The 15,894-nt window shown below is 53.4% G+C and carries 12 protein-coding genes and 3 pseudogenes; 9 read left to right on the forward strand and 6 right to left on the reverse strand.

What is annotated here, in order from left to right:
• Positions 1 to 224: 224 nt before the first annotated feature.
• The 3 genes and pseudogenes from MU558_RS22595 to MU558_RS22605 form a co-directional block, all read left to right on the forward strand.
• Positions 225 to 1,076, forward strand: coding sequence for a ParA family protein (locus MU558_RS22595; RefSeq protein WP_246976814.1), 852 nt, complete (start codon positions 225 to 227; stop codon positions 1,074 to 1,076).
• The gene (locus MU558_RS22600; protein WP_246976817.1) at positions 1,073 to 1,519 is read left to right on the forward strand and encodes a DUF7970 domain-containing protein; all 447 of its coding nucleotides are present in this window, start codon (positions 1,073 to 1,075) and stop codon (positions 1,517 to 1,519) included. Before MU558_RS22595 ends, MU558_RS22600 begins: the two co-directional genes overlap by 4 nt.
• A gap of 435 nt (positions 1,520 to 1,954) precedes the next feature.
• Positions 1,955 to 2,653: pseudogene (locus MU558_RS22605) on the forward strand (Cdc6/Cdc18 family protein); the annotation flags it as partial.
• A 213-nt stretch (positions 2,654 to 2,866) separates the two neighbouring features.
• On the opposite strand, the gene MU558_RS22610 reads toward MU558_RS22605, so the two are convergent.
• Positions 2,867 to 3,682 carry an IS5 family transposase gene (locus tag MU558_RS22610; RefSeq protein ID WP_246972198.1) on the reverse strand — a complete coding sequence of 272 codons (816 nt, stop codon included), beginning with the start codon at positions 3,680 to 3,682 and terminating at the stop codon, positions 2,867 to 2,869.
• 63 nt (positions 3,683 to 3,745) lie between these two features.
• Between MU558_RS22610 and MU558_RS22615 the strand changes: the two genes are divergently transcribed.
• The 3 genes from MU558_RS22615 to MU558_RS22625 all read left to right on the forward strand — a co-directional run bounded on the left by MU558_RS22615 (position 3,746) and on the right by MU558_RS22625 (position 7,102).
• The gene (locus tag MU558_RS22615) at positions 3,746 to 4,285 is read left to right on the forward strand and encodes a Cdc6/Cdc18 family protein (protein ID WP_246976820.1); all 540 of its coding nucleotides are present in this window, start codon (positions 3,746 to 3,748) and stop codon (positions 4,283 to 4,285) included.
• Positions 4,286 to 4,365: 80 nt separating this feature from the next.
• A complete protein-coding gene (locus MU558_RS22620) occupies positions 4,366 to 5,784 on the forward strand; it encodes a DEAD/DEAH box helicase family protein (RefSeq protein ID WP_246976822.1) in 1,419 nt (472 codons plus the stop codon).
• Positions 5,771 to 7,102: a DUF790 family protein gene (locus MU558_RS22625; protein WP_246976825.1), complete on the forward strand. Its 1,332-nt coding sequence runs from the start codon at positions 5,771 to 5,773 to the stop codon at positions 7,100 to 7,102. Before MU558_RS22620 ends, MU558_RS22625 begins: the two co-directional genes overlap by 14 nt.
• 67 nt (positions 7,103 to 7,169) lie before the next feature.
• Here MU558_RS22625 and MU558_RS22630 read toward each other — a convergent pair whose 3' ends face one another.
• From MU558_RS22630 to MU558_RS22650, 5 genes are all read right to left on the reverse strand, one after another.
• Positions 7,170 to 8,414 carry an orc1/cdc6 family replication initiation protein gene (locus MU558_RS22630; RefSeq protein ID WP_246976828.1) on the reverse strand — a complete coding sequence of 415 codons (1,245 nt, stop codon included), beginning with the start codon at positions 8,412 to 8,414 and terminating at the stop codon, positions 7,170 to 7,172.
• Positions 8,415 to 9,461: 1,047 nt separating this feature from the next.
• Positions 9,462 to 10,919, reverse strand: a complete 1,458-nt coding sequence (gene tnpC, locus MU558_RS22635; protein WP_246971934.1) for an IS66 family transposase — start codon at positions 10,917 to 10,919, stop codon at positions 9,462 to 9,464.
• A 143-nt stretch (positions 10,920 to 11,062) separates the two neighbouring features.
• On the reverse strand, positions 11,063 to 11,302 hold the full coding sequence (locus MU558_RS22640; RefSeq protein WP_246976831.1) for a hypothetical protein: 240 nt from the start codon (positions 11,300 to 11,302) through the stop codon (positions 11,063 to 11,065).
• A gap of 321 nt (positions 11,303 to 11,623) precedes the next feature.
• Positions 11,624 to 12,184, reverse strand: coding sequence for an SWIM zinc finger family protein (locus MU558_RS22645; RefSeq protein WP_246976834.1), 561 nt, complete (start codon positions 12,182 to 12,184; stop codon positions 11,624 to 11,626).
• 190 nt (positions 12,185 to 12,374) lie between these two features.
• Positions 12,375 to 12,980 (reverse strand): TATA-box-binding protein, encoded by a 606-nt coding sequence (locus MU558_RS22650; protein ID WP_246976837.1) that lies wholly within the window; start codon positions 12,978 to 12,980, stop codon positions 12,375 to 12,377.
• Positions 12,981 to 13,410: 430 nt separating this feature from the next.
• Between MU558_RS22650 and MU558_RS22655 the strand changes: the two are divergent.
• The 3 genes and pseudogenes from MU558_RS22655 to MU558_RS22665 all read left to right on the forward strand — a co-directional run bounded on the left by MU558_RS22655 (position 13,411) and on the right by MU558_RS22665 (position 15,842).
• Positions 13,411 to 14,584, forward strand: a pseudogene (locus MU558_RS22655) (ISH3 family transposase).
• Between the two features lie 273 nt (positions 14,585 to 14,857).
• Positions 14,858 to 15,070: pseudogene (locus MU558_RS22660) on the forward strand (IS1595 family transposase); the annotation flags it as partial.
• 217 nt (positions 15,071 to 15,287) lie between these two features.
• The gene (locus MU558_RS22665) at positions 15,288 to 15,842 is read left to right on the forward strand and encodes a DUF1643 domain-containing protein (RefSeq protein WP_246976839.1); all 555 of its coding nucleotides are present in this window, start codon (positions 15,288 to 15,290) and stop codon (positions 15,840 to 15,842) included.
• The last annotated feature ends 52 nt before the right edge of the window (positions 15,843 to 15,894 follow it).

The raw sequence follows: 15,894 nt of genomic DNA on the forward strand, positions 1-15,894 counted from the left end.
GCGGTCTGTTCTACATATGAGTGCTCAAAGAGGCAGCAGAAGCAGTTTTGGAACAGTATTCGGGAAGTCAGTTGGACAGAGACCCGTCAATTGAAGCCACCATGATCTATGCCGGCGTCTAGGTAAAGAGGTGTATTTAGGTAGACTAATCGGTTAGGCCAATCAATAAACCCACCTAGGAGGACTAGCGAAAAACTATAATCAATCAGTTCATCCGATAATACATGCTTACTTATGCCACGTATTCGGAGGCTGGCGGCGTTGGAAAGACAACACTTGCTGCATCACTCGCTGACGAACACACCCGCGTCGGTCGCAACGTCCTGACAGTCGACCTTGATCCACAGTACGGATCGCTGACTCACTTACTCGGCGTCGATGCCCCACGCGACGATGGCGACGCAGACAACTTGGCTCGCCATTTGATCGACCGGCCGAAAGGAGACTTCAACGAGCTCATCCTCGAGACTGATTTCGGATTCGATGTCGTCCCAAGCCACAACATGATGGAGCGACTCGGTGATCTCCTGACTCGAGCCGAGCAGATGGCCGCCGATCTCGACGAGGACTTTGATCCAACCGACCAGCTGCGACGTGTCCTCCTCGAAGCTGGCGTCCCCAGCGAGTATGACACAATCATCATCGATCCGCCAGCAACTGCGGGACCACACCTCTACAACGCAGTTAACGCGACGCGATCGCTAGTGATCCCGATCGAGCCGACGGGGAAAGGGATGCAAAGTATCTACGGCCTCGAAGAGCTCGTCGACGGCCTTGAAGGCACCATCTCGAACGGCGATGAGCAGGTCGAGATCGGAGTCCTCGCGGGAGTCCCGAACGGCATCGGTCGAACAAGTGACCAACAGGAGTACCTCGAGGAAATCCGTAACCGCGGCTATCCAGCACCGGTCGCGATTCGTACTCGGGAGTCGCTATTCCAAGGCTGCTGGAAAGAGCAGTGTACTCCTCGCTACTACGTTGAGCACCACCGTGATCGGAAACGCGACCATGAGATGGAGACGCTCGAGAAGTTAGAGCAACTGGCTGCAGAGATCACAGAGGTCGGTGAACGATGAAGAAAGGAGCTGGCAGCGATCCGTTTAGCGATAACGTCGACGACACGGATGACCAGAACGAGGAGGACGTCGACGACGTTGTCGATAATGCCCTCAAAGAGGAACCCGAGGACGAAATAATCACTGACGATGCCGCTATCGAGGAAGTAGTCGAGACTGCTAACGATGGAGTCGTGCCAGAGCTTCCTCAATCAGGCCGTGATGATGGCGGTGTTCCTTGGGTCTATACGCGGGATAACGTCAAACAGGACCGAGATATGGTCCAGTTCTATCTTCGCAGCAGCGTCCAAGATGTCGAGGGGAAACTCGTTGGCGCGGTCGAAGACGAACTCGGGACCAATGTCTCGAAGACGGACGTTCGAGAGGCTGCGTATGTCGCTGCGATGCGGCGGCCAGAGATCGTTGCTGAGGAACTCGAACGCTGGGGCTTCGAGACCGAGTGAGGTTCTCGAGGACTGAACGGACACCCCCCATATTTCATGAGTGTTTGAGAGTGCGTTATTTTGGAGGAAATAAATTAGTACTGTGAATCAATAACGTTCAAAGAATATAGAGTTCGACGCCCCCCTCCCCCCACTTTTCACGAGAGTTCGAAACAAGTGGGACGGCCAAAGAAATTGTCTGTGCTTCTCATAGAGTAAGTATCTAATGAATAGAAAGATTCTATGTCTAGTGCGGTTCTGGTTTTTTACATAGACACTTATAATTTTCTCTATTCAATACTCTCGGTCTCAGTCTTACCCATAGGCTTGATATCAAAAACACTCGTGAAAAGTGGGGGGAGGGGGTTGGGATGCCGACCGACAAATGAGACGAATGAAGCTCATGAAACTCGTGAACTAGTGGTTTTATTATTCCTAGTTTGAATGTTGCTTGTAATGGGACTCGAGCCATTCACTCGTGACTCGACTATCTTTCGCGACGAGAATGTCCTTCGCGATAGTTACACCCCGCAGACGCTAATTGAGCGAGATGATGAGTTAATGGCCTATCAATCCGCTCTTCGGCCTGTTGTGAACGGTGCACAACCAAAGAACCTCTTCCTCTATGGCCAAACCGGTGTTGGGAAAACGCTCGCAACGAAGTTGGTCCTTGAACGTCTTTCCACCGATCTCGAGCCAATGGATGATGTCGATTTACACACCGTCTTTCTCAACTGTAAATCTCTTTCCTCGAGTTATCAAGTCGCTGCAAATCTTGTAAATGAATTTCGCGAACCCGACGACAAGATCAAGACCACTGGCTACCCCTCGGGTATGATCAATCAAATGCTCTGGGACCATCTAAACGATCTCGAGGCAACCCACTGTTTGATTGTCTTGGATGAAGTTGATTCGATTGGTAACGACGACGACATTCTCTACCAGGTTCCTCGGGCAAACGACAACAATCTAGTCGAAAATACTCAGGTCGGTGTTATCGGTATCTCGAATGATTTCACCTTCCGAGATAATCTCTCGGCTCGAGTGAAGGATTCGCTATGCGATGAGGAGATTCTGTTTTCTCCTTACGACGCAAACCAGCTTCGGCGAATTCTGGAACAACGATCCGAACAAGCGTTTCACGATGATGTCCTCGTGCCTTGTTGAACGCAAGACGGCATCGGGGTGGGGTTGCTGATCTACAATTTCACGACGTTAGAGACGGCTTTTCGACCTCAGAAGATGCAGTAGCTGTCAGTCACAGCGATTGCTGATGAGTCAAAACTATGGTACCTTGCTCCGTTGTTCCGGTGACGACGGCGATGCCTCTCCCGGATACGTCCGGAAAAGGGGAGCAGGCGGCGAGCCCTAACTCGCCGCCTGCGTTAGGTTATGCACGATGCACTTGCGAGTTAGCTCCCGGAACTGGCCGTGCCAGCTCCGGGAGCGGAGCTTCTCGCCGTCGTCTTGCTTCAACTGCGAGAAGCCGGTTTCACTCATCCAGCGCTGGTTGTAGTCATCGTTCATTCGTGCGTTGTGGGCCTTCTGCAACGGTGTCTGCTCCCTGTGCTTGATCAACGGTCGCGTTGACTCGGAGCGACACTCCTCACGGAGGTCGCTCCACGAGTAGTTCGCGTCAGCAGACAACACACGCAGGTCTTCCGCGTTCCGGCGGAAGACCTGCATCCCGATGTGGCCGTCCCAGGCCTTCTGCGTCGTAAAATGAACGTCCTTGATCGCCAGTGAGTTCACGTCGATCAAGATCGTTGTCTTCATCGACTGGAATGAGTAGTTCGCTCGGTCGCGGTAGTGGTAGCTGGTTTGATCGCGCTGGAAGCCACTTGCATCAATCGCAGCTTCACCACTCCAGCCCGCCTGCTCCGCCGAAGCGCGGAGCAGGCGGCGCAGTTCACGCATCTGATACTCCTGCTCCCACCGACAGAACGAGCTGTAGTGCGGTGCCTCGTCGAGATCGAACACAGCAAGAACACCTGGCATCTCGTTGAGGTAGTCTTCAGTCTCACGGAGGCTCTTCTCCAGTTCGACGCGGAACAGAATTAACGCGATCTGTGTCCACTTGGCGTACCCGTCCGCGCCATCCGGCGCGGCGGGTACGTCCGGATCGTCAACGTGCTGTTTGGCAAGGTCTCGACACATTCGCGCTAGTCGTCTGAGCGATGCCATATCGCCAGACGGCGTCCATTTCCCGGTTAATCTGACGGAACCTTCCTGTGAGAACGTCTGAAGTTGCCGTCAATCGGCGGCAAAACAAGGCATGTCCTCGACGAGAACGTAATCCCGCTGGCCGCCGCATTCGCCGGCCAGAGTAGCGGATCTGCACGGCAGGCGCTTCTCCGACTCTATAAAGCAGGGGATATCGCTCGCGACGAAGGTGCAGAAATGGTAACTGAGCGCCATGTTCGAGAGGCCGATCGAGCAGTTGAACGCGATAAGGTGTGGGAAGAGTTGTTGCGAGTACCGACGCACTCGAAGCTCACATTATACGCGCTATTGACGCTTGAGACCGAAAATAAACTCCCCGCAAAGCGCTCCGCGATTTACAAACGGTATCGGATCGCGGCGGATCGGATCGGTATTGACCCTCGTACTGATCGGACGGTCCATGACCGACTCTCGCAGTTGACATTAAAAGGGTTTCTTGATGTTGAAGAAAAGAACAAAGGGCCGAAAGGCGGATCATATTACCAATATCAGTTTTCAATTCGGCCAGAACTGGTTACTGAAGCTCTTTCTGAGGATTCCCGAGTTAGTGAACTATTCGACTAACCGCACCTAGCCATCGCGTTTGAGGTGGTACCTGGAATCCATAGACTCAACCCGATTGGCCCCTTCGAACTACACACCGAATGCGGATCGATTTCGACGACGGGACACTCGTGCTCCAAGATGCGCCTGCCGAGGTCCCCTTTGCGGAGTGGGACGATCGCATTGATGAGTACCGCGTGCAGGCCTATCGGTATCGGAAACTTCTCGAGTGGGCTGGTGGCTGGTCCGACAGCAACGGACAGACAACACTCCAAGATGCATTACCACGTTCTATATCTCTCCACGATGCTGCCCGAAGCTATCCAGAACTCGATCTGACACCGGCGCTCCACATCGAACCGCGTGACTACCAGCAGGCCGCCCTCGACGCCTGGATCGACCACAGCCGTCGAGGGAGTGTTGTTCTCCCGACTGGCAGCGGGAAGACCTTTCTTGGACTGCAGGCAATCGCTGACGCCGGCGTGAGTGCGCTTGTCGTGACACCGACGATTGACCTGATGAATCAGTGGCACGCCACACTCACCAACGCCTTTAGCGATCAAATCACAGAGCCGATCGGCGTTCTCGGCGGCGGCAGCCACGAAGTCACCGCGATTACCGTCACCACCTACGATAGCGCCTATCGCTACATCAACGAATACGGCGACCAGTTCGGCTTACTCGTCGTCGACGAAGAACATCACCTGCCAGCGCCGACATACCGGCAGATTCCCGAGATGACGATTGCACCGTATCGGTTGGGACTGACTGCTACCTACGAACGGCCTGACGGAAAGCATGAGCTCCTCGAGGATCTCATCGGTCCGGTTGTTTATGAAGAGGCTGTCGACGAACTTGCTGGCGAGTACCTCAGCGAGTACGAAACCATCCACATGTCTGTCGAGCTCACGCCAGAGGAACGGGAGACATACGACGAGGAGTACCAGATCTATCGCGACTTCGTCGATAGCCACGAGTTTGATCTCTGGAAAGAGGAGGGTTATCAGGAGTTCCTCAAACGGACGTCCTACGATCCGAAGGGACGGCGGGCACTCATCGCCAAGCAGCGCGCCGAACGCATCGCCCGAACGGCAGAGAAAAAACTCGAGACGCTCGACAACCTGCTCAAACGCCACCACGACGACCGCGCGATCATCTTCACTGCGAACAATGACTTCGCCTACGAAATCTCTCAGGAATTTATCGTCCCCTGCATCACCCATCAAACGAAGACGGACGAGCGCACCGAGATTCTCGAGCGGTTTCGGACTGGCGAGTACTCGATGCTGGCAACGTCACAGGTGCTCGACGAGGGGATTGACGTTCCCGCTGCGAACGTGGGGATCATCTTGTCGGGAAGCGCTTCGAAGCGGCAGTATGCCCAGCGGCTTGGACGCATCCTCCGGCCGACAGATGACCGCCAACCGGCCCGACTCTATGAGATCATCACGGCAGATACGATGGAAACGTACGTGTCCCAACAGCGCCGACAGGGGGTGACGACGAATGTTGACGGCTGATCTGGCTCGCTCTCGTACCACCGGCGATGCGATCAAGCCGCTGTTTATCGATCCAACGGACGAGAACTATCGAGAGACGGCACGCGAACTCATTGCGCTGTTCGATGCCCATCTCGGTGAGCCGAAAGGCGATCTCGAAGACGCGATCGACGAACTCACTGTAGCGGATACCGACTACAAGATCGTCCAGGGACTGGCGAAACTGTTTCTCGACGAGTGTGAGTTCGAAGTCATGTCTCCAGTTGAGCCTCATGAGATCCGCCAGCACTTGTTCGAGAAAGCGAACGAGCGGTATCCGGTTGTTCGCCAGCCTACGCTCGGTGACGACACACAGAGGATCGAGGTGTATAGTGCAGTTGCTGATGAGTTGGGTATCACACTCGAAGCATGCTACCGCGGGATGTATGCTGACCTCGAGGAAAACAAACGACTTGTCCAGATCGGCACACGGACCGCTGACCAGTATGCCGGTGCTGGCGAGCAATCGACTACGACCACGACACTGACTGGCAGTAGCGATGGCGAGTACGAACACACTGACCTGACGGTCGACTGGCTGGTCACTCGCTACAATCTTGCGCTCGCCCAGGCAGTCCTCTACGATGCGACCGAGATGCGAATCCGTGTCTGGGATCATTTCGGGACGGTATTCAGCTACGTCAAACTCTTCGGACTGATGCATCGGATCTATCCGATCGATTCTGATGGCAAGCGTGTCGAACGAACTGACCGTGCCGATGGCTACGAGGCCATACTTGACGGGCCAGCGTCGTTGTTCTCTCAATCGCAAAAGTACGGCATCCGGTTGGCGAACTTTCTGCCAGCATTGCCCCTCTGTGACCGCTGGGAGATGACTGCCACAGTACTTATTGATGAGACAGCGGGTGAGACACGGCAACTCAGGCTGGACGACACTGACGAACTCGATTCACACTACAGTACTGGCAAGCGGTTCGATAGCGATCTTGAGCAGACACTCGCCCAGAAATGGGAGCGAGCGACCACGGACTGGGAGTTACTACGCGAAAACGATGTGTTTGACCTCGGTGATGAGGTGATGATCCCCGATTTCGCGATCGAGCATCCGGACGGTCGGCGAGCGATTCTCGAGATCATCGGATTCTGGACACCCGAATATCTCGAGTCGAAGCTGAAGAAAATACGCCAGGCAGATGCTGAGAATCTCCTTGTCGCAGTCTCTGAACAGTTAGACTGCTCGAATGATGACTTCGGTGAAACGAGCGAGCGGGTGCTCTGGTTCAAAACTGGGATTCACGTCTATGACCTGGTTGAACTGGCAGAAGAGTATTCGATTTGAGAACGGAACTCTCCAGACGAGTTCACGACTCAACACCACTATGTCCGCAGTAATATCAGAATCAGGCTCAGGTGTACCGTTCGAGCGTCGTGTCTTCAGTAAAGATATCGGCTATTGACTCATGTATACCGACCTCTGTGATAGTCTCATCAAGTGCATTAAGAATCATGTTGATATCCATATCAACAGAATATTCTCGATAAGTTCCACCACGCCGTCCTTCATTTCGTTCGACAGCGGAGATGATTCCTAACATAGAGAGTTCACCGAGATGGTCGCGCATCCGACGAGGAACAAGCGGATCAACCCCAATCTGTTTGGCAAAGCTGGTGTATCTGGGCCGAATATCTCGAGACCGAACTGGTGTCTCCTCCTCCTCTTTGTCAAGTGTGATGAGTGCATAGAGAACGAGATGACCGTGTTGAGTCAATCCGGAGATTCCTTCGCGAATTCGTCCTCGCTCAAGTTCATTTCTAGCATCTCGGACAAGATCTTCTGTAATCGTCTTGGTATCACGGTCTCGTGCAAGATCACCAGTTTTCATCAAAAGATCCAATGACTGGCGGGCGTCACCGGCGTCTTTAGCACCGTATGCAGCACAGAGTTCAATAACACCGTCAGTGAGAACACCATCATAGAAGGCTACGTCTGCGCGCTGACGAAGGATCTGGATGAGTTCCTGGGCATCATATGCCGGGAACTGTATCTCTTCCTCACACAGGGAACTCTTGACTTTCGGCGAGAGATTATCACGAAAGGAAAAGTCGTTCGAGATCCCGATAATCCCAATTTTCGCTTTGGATAGATTTCCGTTCGCACGGGCTCGAGGAAGTTGGTAGAGAATGCTATCATCATTGATGTGGTCAACCTCATCAAGAACGATAAGGATCGTACCACCACATTTGTCGAGTTCTTCCCATAGCATATCATAGACAGTGGAACGAGGATATCCAGTTGTAGAGATCTGATTTGATTCGTCCCTGAATTTATTGACGAGTCTTGTTGCGATTTGATAGCTGCTTGAGAGACCATCACAATTTAGCATCTTTACGGTGAGCTTGATATCATCATACTGAGCCGCGTCATCAATTAGATGGTCAAGAAGAAATCGGGTTCCTGCGGTCTTCCCAACACCGGTCTTTCCATAGAGGAAGATGTTGTTCGGTTGTTCCCCGTTGATTACCGGTTGAAGCGCCGTTTTGTATCGTTCAAGCTCCTCATCGCGACCAACGAGAGTATCGGGTTGATAGTCTTCCCTCAGTGCGTCTCGGTTCCGGTAAATATCCAGATCCCGCTCGAACATTCCACCCATCTGTTTTGGAATACATTTAGAGTGGAAGATATTAAAACCACCCCCTGCCGCAGTGTCCGCCGTTTCCGCTGTTCTGGGAGTTTATAAAGATACTCAGCACACACCCACCCCACCGTGTCCGCAGTAACTCTCTCAAATAAGGACATACGCTGAGATCAGTATCTAGATAGAGAAAGATTTATTATGTAGACAGTGGTACTGTCCGAACGATATCTAGAAGCATACTAGTGGTTGTTAGGTGGTTGTATGACAATCGGTTTATCAGCACCACCTCTCCCTTAGTTTCAGAAGAACTGCGGACGTAGTGGGGTGGGTGTCTCCTTTCAATCTCATATTGTACCTAAGCCTCCTAAACCCCGTCATGAGTCTTGAGCAGGCCAATTTCAGAAGCCGATATTTTCTAACACCACTATGTCCGCCGTTCTAGTAACATGTTTTCCGAAGAACAGCGGACATGGTGGTGTGTCTGTACTCGTATAGACACCACTGTGTCCGTCGTTCCGATAACAGGTCTTCGGAAAGGCCAGATATGATCGTTCATTGCCAGTCAGATCACACCCCTATGTCTGCTGTTATAGTAACATGTTTTTTCGAAGAATAGCGGACATGGTGGGGTGTCTGTCTTTTCTCACACCACGGTGTCCGCAGTAGTCTCAGTGTTTGAGAACCCGGAATTCACGTCTACAACCTGGTTGAACTGGCAGAAGAGTATTCGATTTGAGAACGGAACTCTCAGTGTGTTTTCGACTGGCAGATGATTCGTGTCATACGCGGTCGCGTCCGCGTAACTGGGAATCGGGAAGAGATTGATAATGAGGACATCGAATATATCACCTGTCGCGTGATCCACTGCGCGCGACACTGCCCGGATTCAATCATCGCCCACCCTCAGTCCCGTCCGGTGTTGATCGCTGTTCCCGATCCGCCGGACATACCGCTTTTCGAGACTCGAGACACACCGTGTGCAGAGTGAACTCTGTGTGCGTGGGGCATCAACTACAACGTAGTTGGATAGCGTGACCAGGATTCACCGGCCAGTGATGCCTCTCATCCTAATCTGAGTTCTTGCCCACCGAGGATGGACTGGAGCTGTTCAGGCGGATCAAGTCCTCGTCGTTTCCACGTGGCTAACATGGTCGTAATCGTCTCGTGAATCTGGACCCCTTCGGCTGAGCGGAGGGTCCGGAACATCTTCCGCAGCACAACTTGCTCGCGCAGAGCGCGCTCTGCGCGATTATTCGTCGAATCGACGTCTGGCTCTGTAACGAACGTCAGCCAGTGCCCTAACCCGTTCCTGATCTTCTCGATCAGCTTCTTGACCTCCTGTGCCTCGTAGTCTTCCCTGATCAGGCCTTCCAGATGTAACGACGCCTCCGCCCGCTTTTGCTCGCGGGCGGAGGCGGACGGATCCTCCTCGTCGAACGCCGTTAAATCGTCATGGAGAGCGTGTAACTCCTCAGACAACCTCTCTGCTTCCTCGTACCGTTCAGCAACGTACTCCGCCTCCCGCAACAGATGTGCCCAGCACCGCTGGAGCTTCGTGTGATAGCTCGGATACGCTGACCAACCGTCACAGCTGAGCGTTGAGTCCTCGGCGAAGTCCTCGCCGAGGACGTCCTCTAACACCTGACTTCCACGACTCTCATCAACCCAGAACAGCACTTCTTCGTCAGTAACGAACGTCCACGCCCAGTGTTGCTCTCCGTCAACAGGAAATCCCGTTTCATCGCAGTAGACGACGTCACTTTCCTGAATACGGGCTTTGACATCGTCATACGCGGGTCGCAGCCGGTCTGCGACCCGCTTGGTCAGGTTGTAGATCGTCCGATGAGAGATGGGTGTATCGAGTTCCCAGTCAAACAGCTCCGCCTGTTTACGGTTTGGAAGTCGCTGATGGAACCTACCGAGGGCGGTTTGGGCCATGATATTTGGCCCAAACCGCCCGGTTTCCGGGCAGTCTGGATGTTCAGCAACGACTTCGTTTCCACAGGAACAGCGGTGTTTGCCGAGTTCGTACTCGACGACAGTGGTTGGAATAGGGAGAGGTATGTCGATAATCGTCCGTGAGATGTAGCTGTCCGGGTTAGAGAGGATTTGCTCACAGTCTGGGCAATATCCCTGATCGACTCGAATAGTCTCCTCTGGTTCCGGAGGCGGTCGAGTTGTTCCTTCGTGACCTTCGTCACGTCCTGGAGAGGAGCCGCTGGCGGCGTCAGCGTCGCCGCCAGCGTCGTCCCCTTGGTCTTCGTTCTCTTCCTCGTCGCTGTCATCGTTGCCAGGTGATCCAGCCACGCCACCCTGCTTACTGGGAGGTGTGTTTGGGTTTTCGTACCGCTTGAGGCGAGCCTCAAGTTGTTCGATCTGCTGTTGTTTTGCAGTGATCTGACGACGAAGAAGTCGGTTCTCAAGCTCTTTGACGACGAGTTGCTGGCGGAGATGCGTACTGTTCTCGGTGCGGATCGTGGAATCTATCGATTCCAGCGATCCGCTAACCCCCAGCGACACACTTGATTCACCATTGAGAGACCATTCATGAGACTGCTACGAAATCGGTCTGACGGCAAATCGCTATCCAACTACACTACAACTATCTATGAAGGGAGAGTTTCATCATTGCTTACAGCTGATCTCGATTTGAGGTGTTCTTCTCAGGAAATACGGTGTGTCTTTTGTACCGCAAGTCCCGTGTCATCGGTCGAGTTTTCCATATCAGAATCTGTACTGCCTGGTCCAGCGACTGCCTTCGCACGCTCGAGTTCACGGATCTCTCGCTGAGCCTGCCGTTCGAGCAGTTCGGCTTGCCGACACCGTTCACGAGCAATGTCGTCGACACTGTCCTCGTCACCGATCGTGAAACGCTTACCACGGTGATCGATCTGCTCGAGCATCAGTATCGACCCTTGGCTTCGTCGACTGCAGCATCTCGAGCGTCCGCTTGGAGGTGCTCGTAGCGGACCTCACAGCTGTCCGAACAGAACCGACCAGAATACCCTGTCCGATCGCGAGCAGGTTCTGAACACGTCGGCATCCGACACTCATCGCGGTCAGTCATCTGGCGATCCCTCGGTTCAGGAACCGAGTTGTTTCAGTGGCTGTCGATGTGATTGCTGTCTCTCTTTGTCTCATGGGTTGCTACGGTGGGCTCCTTCGAGCCCCCGCACCCCTTTCAGGGGATACAAACCGTCTCGAGTGACGAGATCACTCGACAGTCAGCGGCTGAAAGTACCATCCGACGCAGGGACAAGCCCCGTGCGGATCTCGAGGTCGACACGGCGAAGATGCTTACAGCCGTTGTCTGGCTGGCGCTGCTCGAAATCAGGACAGGTACACGTCGCTGCCTCGATATCGACCTCGTAAGTGTTCCCGCTCTCACTCTCGACTTCGTAGACCGGACCCACTGTCGCAAAGCGGACGTCCAACTTCTCGTTCAGGGCACGACGAGTTCGTGGGTCGTCAATCGAGTAGCCACCTGCCTCGAGGGCAGTCGCCGGCTGGGGGTTGTCGCAGGGGATGGTGAACTCGTCGCGATGGTTGCGTTCTTGGCTGCACTTTCTGCAGCGCCAGTAGCGTGTCCGATACTCGTAGCCATCAGTGAGATTGAGTTCGTACGGTGTTGGCTCCGCGCCTGGCAGCCACTCGTCGATCGCGACGAGTTCGTGTCCGTTCAGTCGGGCAACGTCTCCTGGATAGCTGCGATCGCGGTCGCTCGTGTACTCGTTTGTCGGTCGATCTCGATGCGAGTCGCTCTGGAGTGGTCGATTTGTACTCATTCGTGGCCTCGAGGCACACGAGTGTGCGCCTCAGTCCATTCTGGTGCAAAAAACTGACTCGTCACGCTAACGCATGGGGGAAACTGATCGTCTCGTCCTAGAATTGGTCAGTAGTCAACCTGAGCCCGGTTCATCAAACAAGAAGAAAATGGATCGATATAGACTCCTTAAATATTTCTAGACAGATATTTTACAGTTCCTCTATGCCACCATCTTTGAGCGTGGCCTTGAGGGATTTGGCCGCGTCTAGTGCTGTTCTATAGCTCGTTGATCCAACAATGACAAATTTCCCTGTTCTATAGAGCAGAGCTGTAATATCTTCATTCGGTTTGTAGATAACTCCAGGAAACTGTTCAGGTTCATATTCTGTATGTTCTAGTCCTAAAAGGACAATGATAGCTTCGAGATTAAGTTCTTTCTCTAGGTCTCCCTGGACGACAATATTCTGCAACTGGAGCTTTCCTGATGCCTGCTGAATATCGATCCCGAGTGATTCAAATTCATTAAGCAGTGCTTCTGCTCCATCCAATAGATCGTCTCGCGACTTCGCTCCAGCAAAGCTGATCTTGCCATTCGCTGGAATCAGGCACGTTGGTCCTCTATCCTCAAATGGACGGTATACCAAAAACGGGGAATGTTCTGGATCATATTCTGACTCATTTAAATCAGAGGCGAGCGCTGTGAGATTCAATTCCCGTCTCAATGAGAGCGTCGCGACGATATTACTGATCGAGAGCCCACTCTTCTGGAGCTCGCTTTCGGGAATGTCTGACGCTGCTATTGAGACGGTGCTCATAATTAGTCTTCTACTTTGGCGCTTTTCTTTTCTGCGTCTTCAATACGACCCACCTTCTCATTGAGTGATTCTGTAAGTGTAGCAAACCCTTCTGCACGCTTCTGGACGGCTTCGTCCAGCTCTTTGCGGAATTGGCAGGTAGAGCACCTGGTATCGATCGCTTACGTTCCAGATTAGAGTCTCATATTCATGCTTAGATTGGAGCTGGTCCGTCACGATATCCTGCGAAAGGTGATAGAGGAGCACCGCTGGCGTCAGGTTGTAGTCATTATCTTCATCCACGCGCAGGATGTCGTTCTCTGCGCCAGAGAGCAGCGGGATCTGTGCTGGATGGACGATTCCGACGTTGCCAATATCGGTACTTCCCGACTGGTGTGAGAGCTGGAGCTAAAGCGTTGGTCTCATGAGGAAGATGTCTGGTTGAGTGAATGTGTTCAGTATCCCTCAGCCAGACGGTGTTCTTTCGGATTCGGACGTGAAAGATTTAGCGGAAGACGTCATCTGCCAGCTCCCCTTGCCAGGGATCGAGGGCTCGCCCCTCGATCCCGGCGATATCTGGGTTGTTGTCATTCTTGCAGCAGTCAATCAGACGTCCATCTGGGAGACGTGCAAGGACAACGACAACGCTGCCTGTGATGATACTGTCATGGACTGGCTCCATACGCTCAACCGAGAGTGGCTTGAGCGGGTTGCTAACCGCCTTCTCAGGGAGGTGGCGATGACGATCCTCGACCCTGATCGGTCGAGGATCGTCTCCATTGACTTCGTCGATAACCCCTACCACGGAACGTACGCCGATGAAGAAGGTGAACTCTGCCGCATGCACGCGAAAGACGGAACAACGACGTGCCACCGGTACTGCACGGCGTATCTCGTCTCGAACGGAAAGCCAGTGACGCTGGCGATGACGTACGTCCGTAGTGATGAGAAAGAGGCCGACGCGGTCGAGCGCGTCCTCGACCGCGTCGAAGCCTATCCCTTCGAGATAGAGCTTCTGTTGGCTGATCGTGGCTTCTACAACGAACGTATTCTGCGCCGCTCACGGGAGATTGCTGCGACTGTCGTTCCCGTCCAAAAGAAGGGCAAGCGCATGAGGAAGAAGCTGGATACGCACTGCTCGTACATGACAACCTATCGGATGTACAAAGGCCGCGAGCGGGAACTGGAATTCCCGCTCGCGGTCGCTGTATCATATCACGCCGGAGATCGCGGGAAAAGCGGCGAGGTCGTTCGAGGCTATGTGGCGTGCGATCTGGCCGATCGCACGCCGAAACAAGTCGAACGGCTCTATCGAAAACGGTCAGCGATCGAAACGAGCTACCGTGTATTTCGCCAAGCACGAGTGGTAACGACGACACAAGACCCAATCATCCGCTTCGCGTTCGTCCTGGTTGGATTCCTGTTGGAGAACCTCTGGCTTGTGCTTCGATGGGCGGTCGTCGTCGCCCCCCCAGCGGGGCGGGCGCGACCTGCCCGAGGAATTCACGTTCAAGACCTTCTCTGACTGGATCAGACATGCATTAGAGGAAGAGCTAGAGCGGAGTTGGGAGATCGAGATGAACGGAACAGGTGTGCCAGAAGCATACGCGCCGGCCGCGGGCTGACGCCAGCCCGCGGCCGTGGGCAAGCTCCTGGTGAGCAACAGCATTCGCCTAGAACAGCGTATCTCAGCCTTCTTACTTCACTTCTCCTCATCCGTGGATTCTATTTCCTGTTCACTCAGTTACCACACCGGCATTCGCTCTGTTCGTCCATGACTCAGCACAGTTCACGAAGCGACGTTCGGGAAGTACCGAATATAGTTTGCTCTTCCGTAGGAGATTGTTGATACTGCTGAGCTGTCGCTGTAGAGTCGAAGAGGACAAGGGCACCGTGTTGAATGCGTCGTCCACGGTGAATACGCTGACGACGAGATTCACATCAATACCTGCGAGAGCCACGCGTTGCTGATACGACGGTGGCTCTCACCACATCGAGGCATCTCGAAAGATAAGCTAACACAGTATCTCAGAGCGTTCCAACTCTGCCGAGAGTTATATCCAAAACCGGGACGAGACGCATTCAAACACGCTATTCAAGCGACTCTCTGAAATCAATAATGTGCTACGCAAGAGCGTCGGACGTAGGCCGATCCCTCTACTTCTCTGGACTCCTCTTAGTGATCGAAGTCGATCGGCCTGATACGGGATGTTTTACTCTTGCTACCGAAGTTGAAGAGCGATAGACTCATCAGAACTCTTTCTTCGGTGACTTCCTCTCCTCATATGTATACACTTTTACCATACCCTCCTAAATCAAGCAGGACAAATGGATAACCAGAACTCAATACTCTATCCCAAGGGTTTCGAAGACCTGATCGTCCAGACCAGTAGTAACGACCGTTACGACGAGATGGGAGCTGTCCTCAGTCCCGACGAACAATATCGCTACTACCTGTGGCGCGAGTGGGACAACAGCCAACCCACTGTTGCTTGGCTCATGGCAAATCCGAGTACCGCTGACGGTTTTTCCAGTGACGCGACGATCAATCGCGTGTACGGCTACTCCGACCGCTGGGGCTACGGTAGCTTCGTTGTTGCCAATCTGTTTGCCTACCGTTCTAGCGAACCCACCGATCTTGACGATGTTGACGATCCAGTTGGGCCGCGTAACGACGAAATTCTTCAAGATGTCGCGTCGAAGGCCGACCTCATGGTCGGGGCCTGGGGATCCCCGGGTGACAGGTATGGACGTCCCAAAGAAGTCCTACAAATGCTTGATATCAATATCCATGCGTTGACCGTCCTCTCAAGCGGAAATCCGGGCCATCCGCTGTTCAAAGATGGCGATCTTGAGCCAACCCCCTACGAGTACAATGACTGAGCGACTTGTTGAACATATCATAATTCGTTAAGGGTTGGGTCAGGTGTAGCGC

Origin of the sequence: Natribaculum luteum (assembly GCF_023008545.1) — an archaeon.
GTDB lineage: Archaea > Halobacteriota > Halobacteria > Halobacteriales > Natrialbaceae > Natribaculum > Natribaculum luteum.

Bases quoted from the DNA above. Each gene is read 5' to 3' on its own strand.
- MU558_RS22650 (WP_246976837.1), bottom strand. From the start codon at position 12,980: ATGAGCACCGTCTCAATAGCAGCGTCAGACATTCCCGAAAGCGAGCTC.
- MU558_RS22665 (WP_246976839.1), top strand. From the start codon at position 15,288: ATGGATAACCAGAACTCAATACTCTATCCCAAGGGTTTCGAAGACCTG.
- MU558_RS22610 (WP_246972198.1), bottom strand. From the start codon at position 3,682: ATGGCATCGCTCAGACGACTAGCGCGAATGTGTCGAGACCTTGCCAAA.
- MU558_RS22640 (WP_246976831.1), bottom strand. From the start codon at position 11,302: ATGCTCGAGCAGATCGATCACCGTGGTAAGCGTTTCACGATCGGTGAC.
- MU558_RS22595 (WP_246976814.1), top strand. From the start codon at position 225: ATGCTTACTTATGCCACGTATTCGGAGGCTGGCGGCGTTGGAAAGACA.
- MU558_RS22645 (WP_246976834.1), bottom strand. From the start codon at position 12,184: ATGAGTACAAATCGACCACTCCAGAGCGACTCGCATCGAGATCGACCG.
- MU558_RS22630 (WP_246976828.1), bottom strand. From the start codon at position 8,414: ATGGGTGGAATGTTCGAGCGGGATCTGGATATTTACCGGAACCGAGAC.
- MU558_RS22600 (WP_246976817.1), top strand. From the start codon at position 1,073: ATGAAGAAAGGAGCTGGCAGCGATCCGTTTAGCGATAACGTCGACGAC.
- MU558_RS22625 (WP_246976825.1), top strand. From the start codon at position 5,771: ATGTTGACGGCTGATCTGGCTCGCTCTCGTACCACCGGCGATGCGATC.
- MU558_RS22620 (WP_246976822.1), top strand. From the start codon at position 4,366: ATGCGGATCGATTTCGACGACGGGACACTCGTGCTCCAAGATGCGCCT.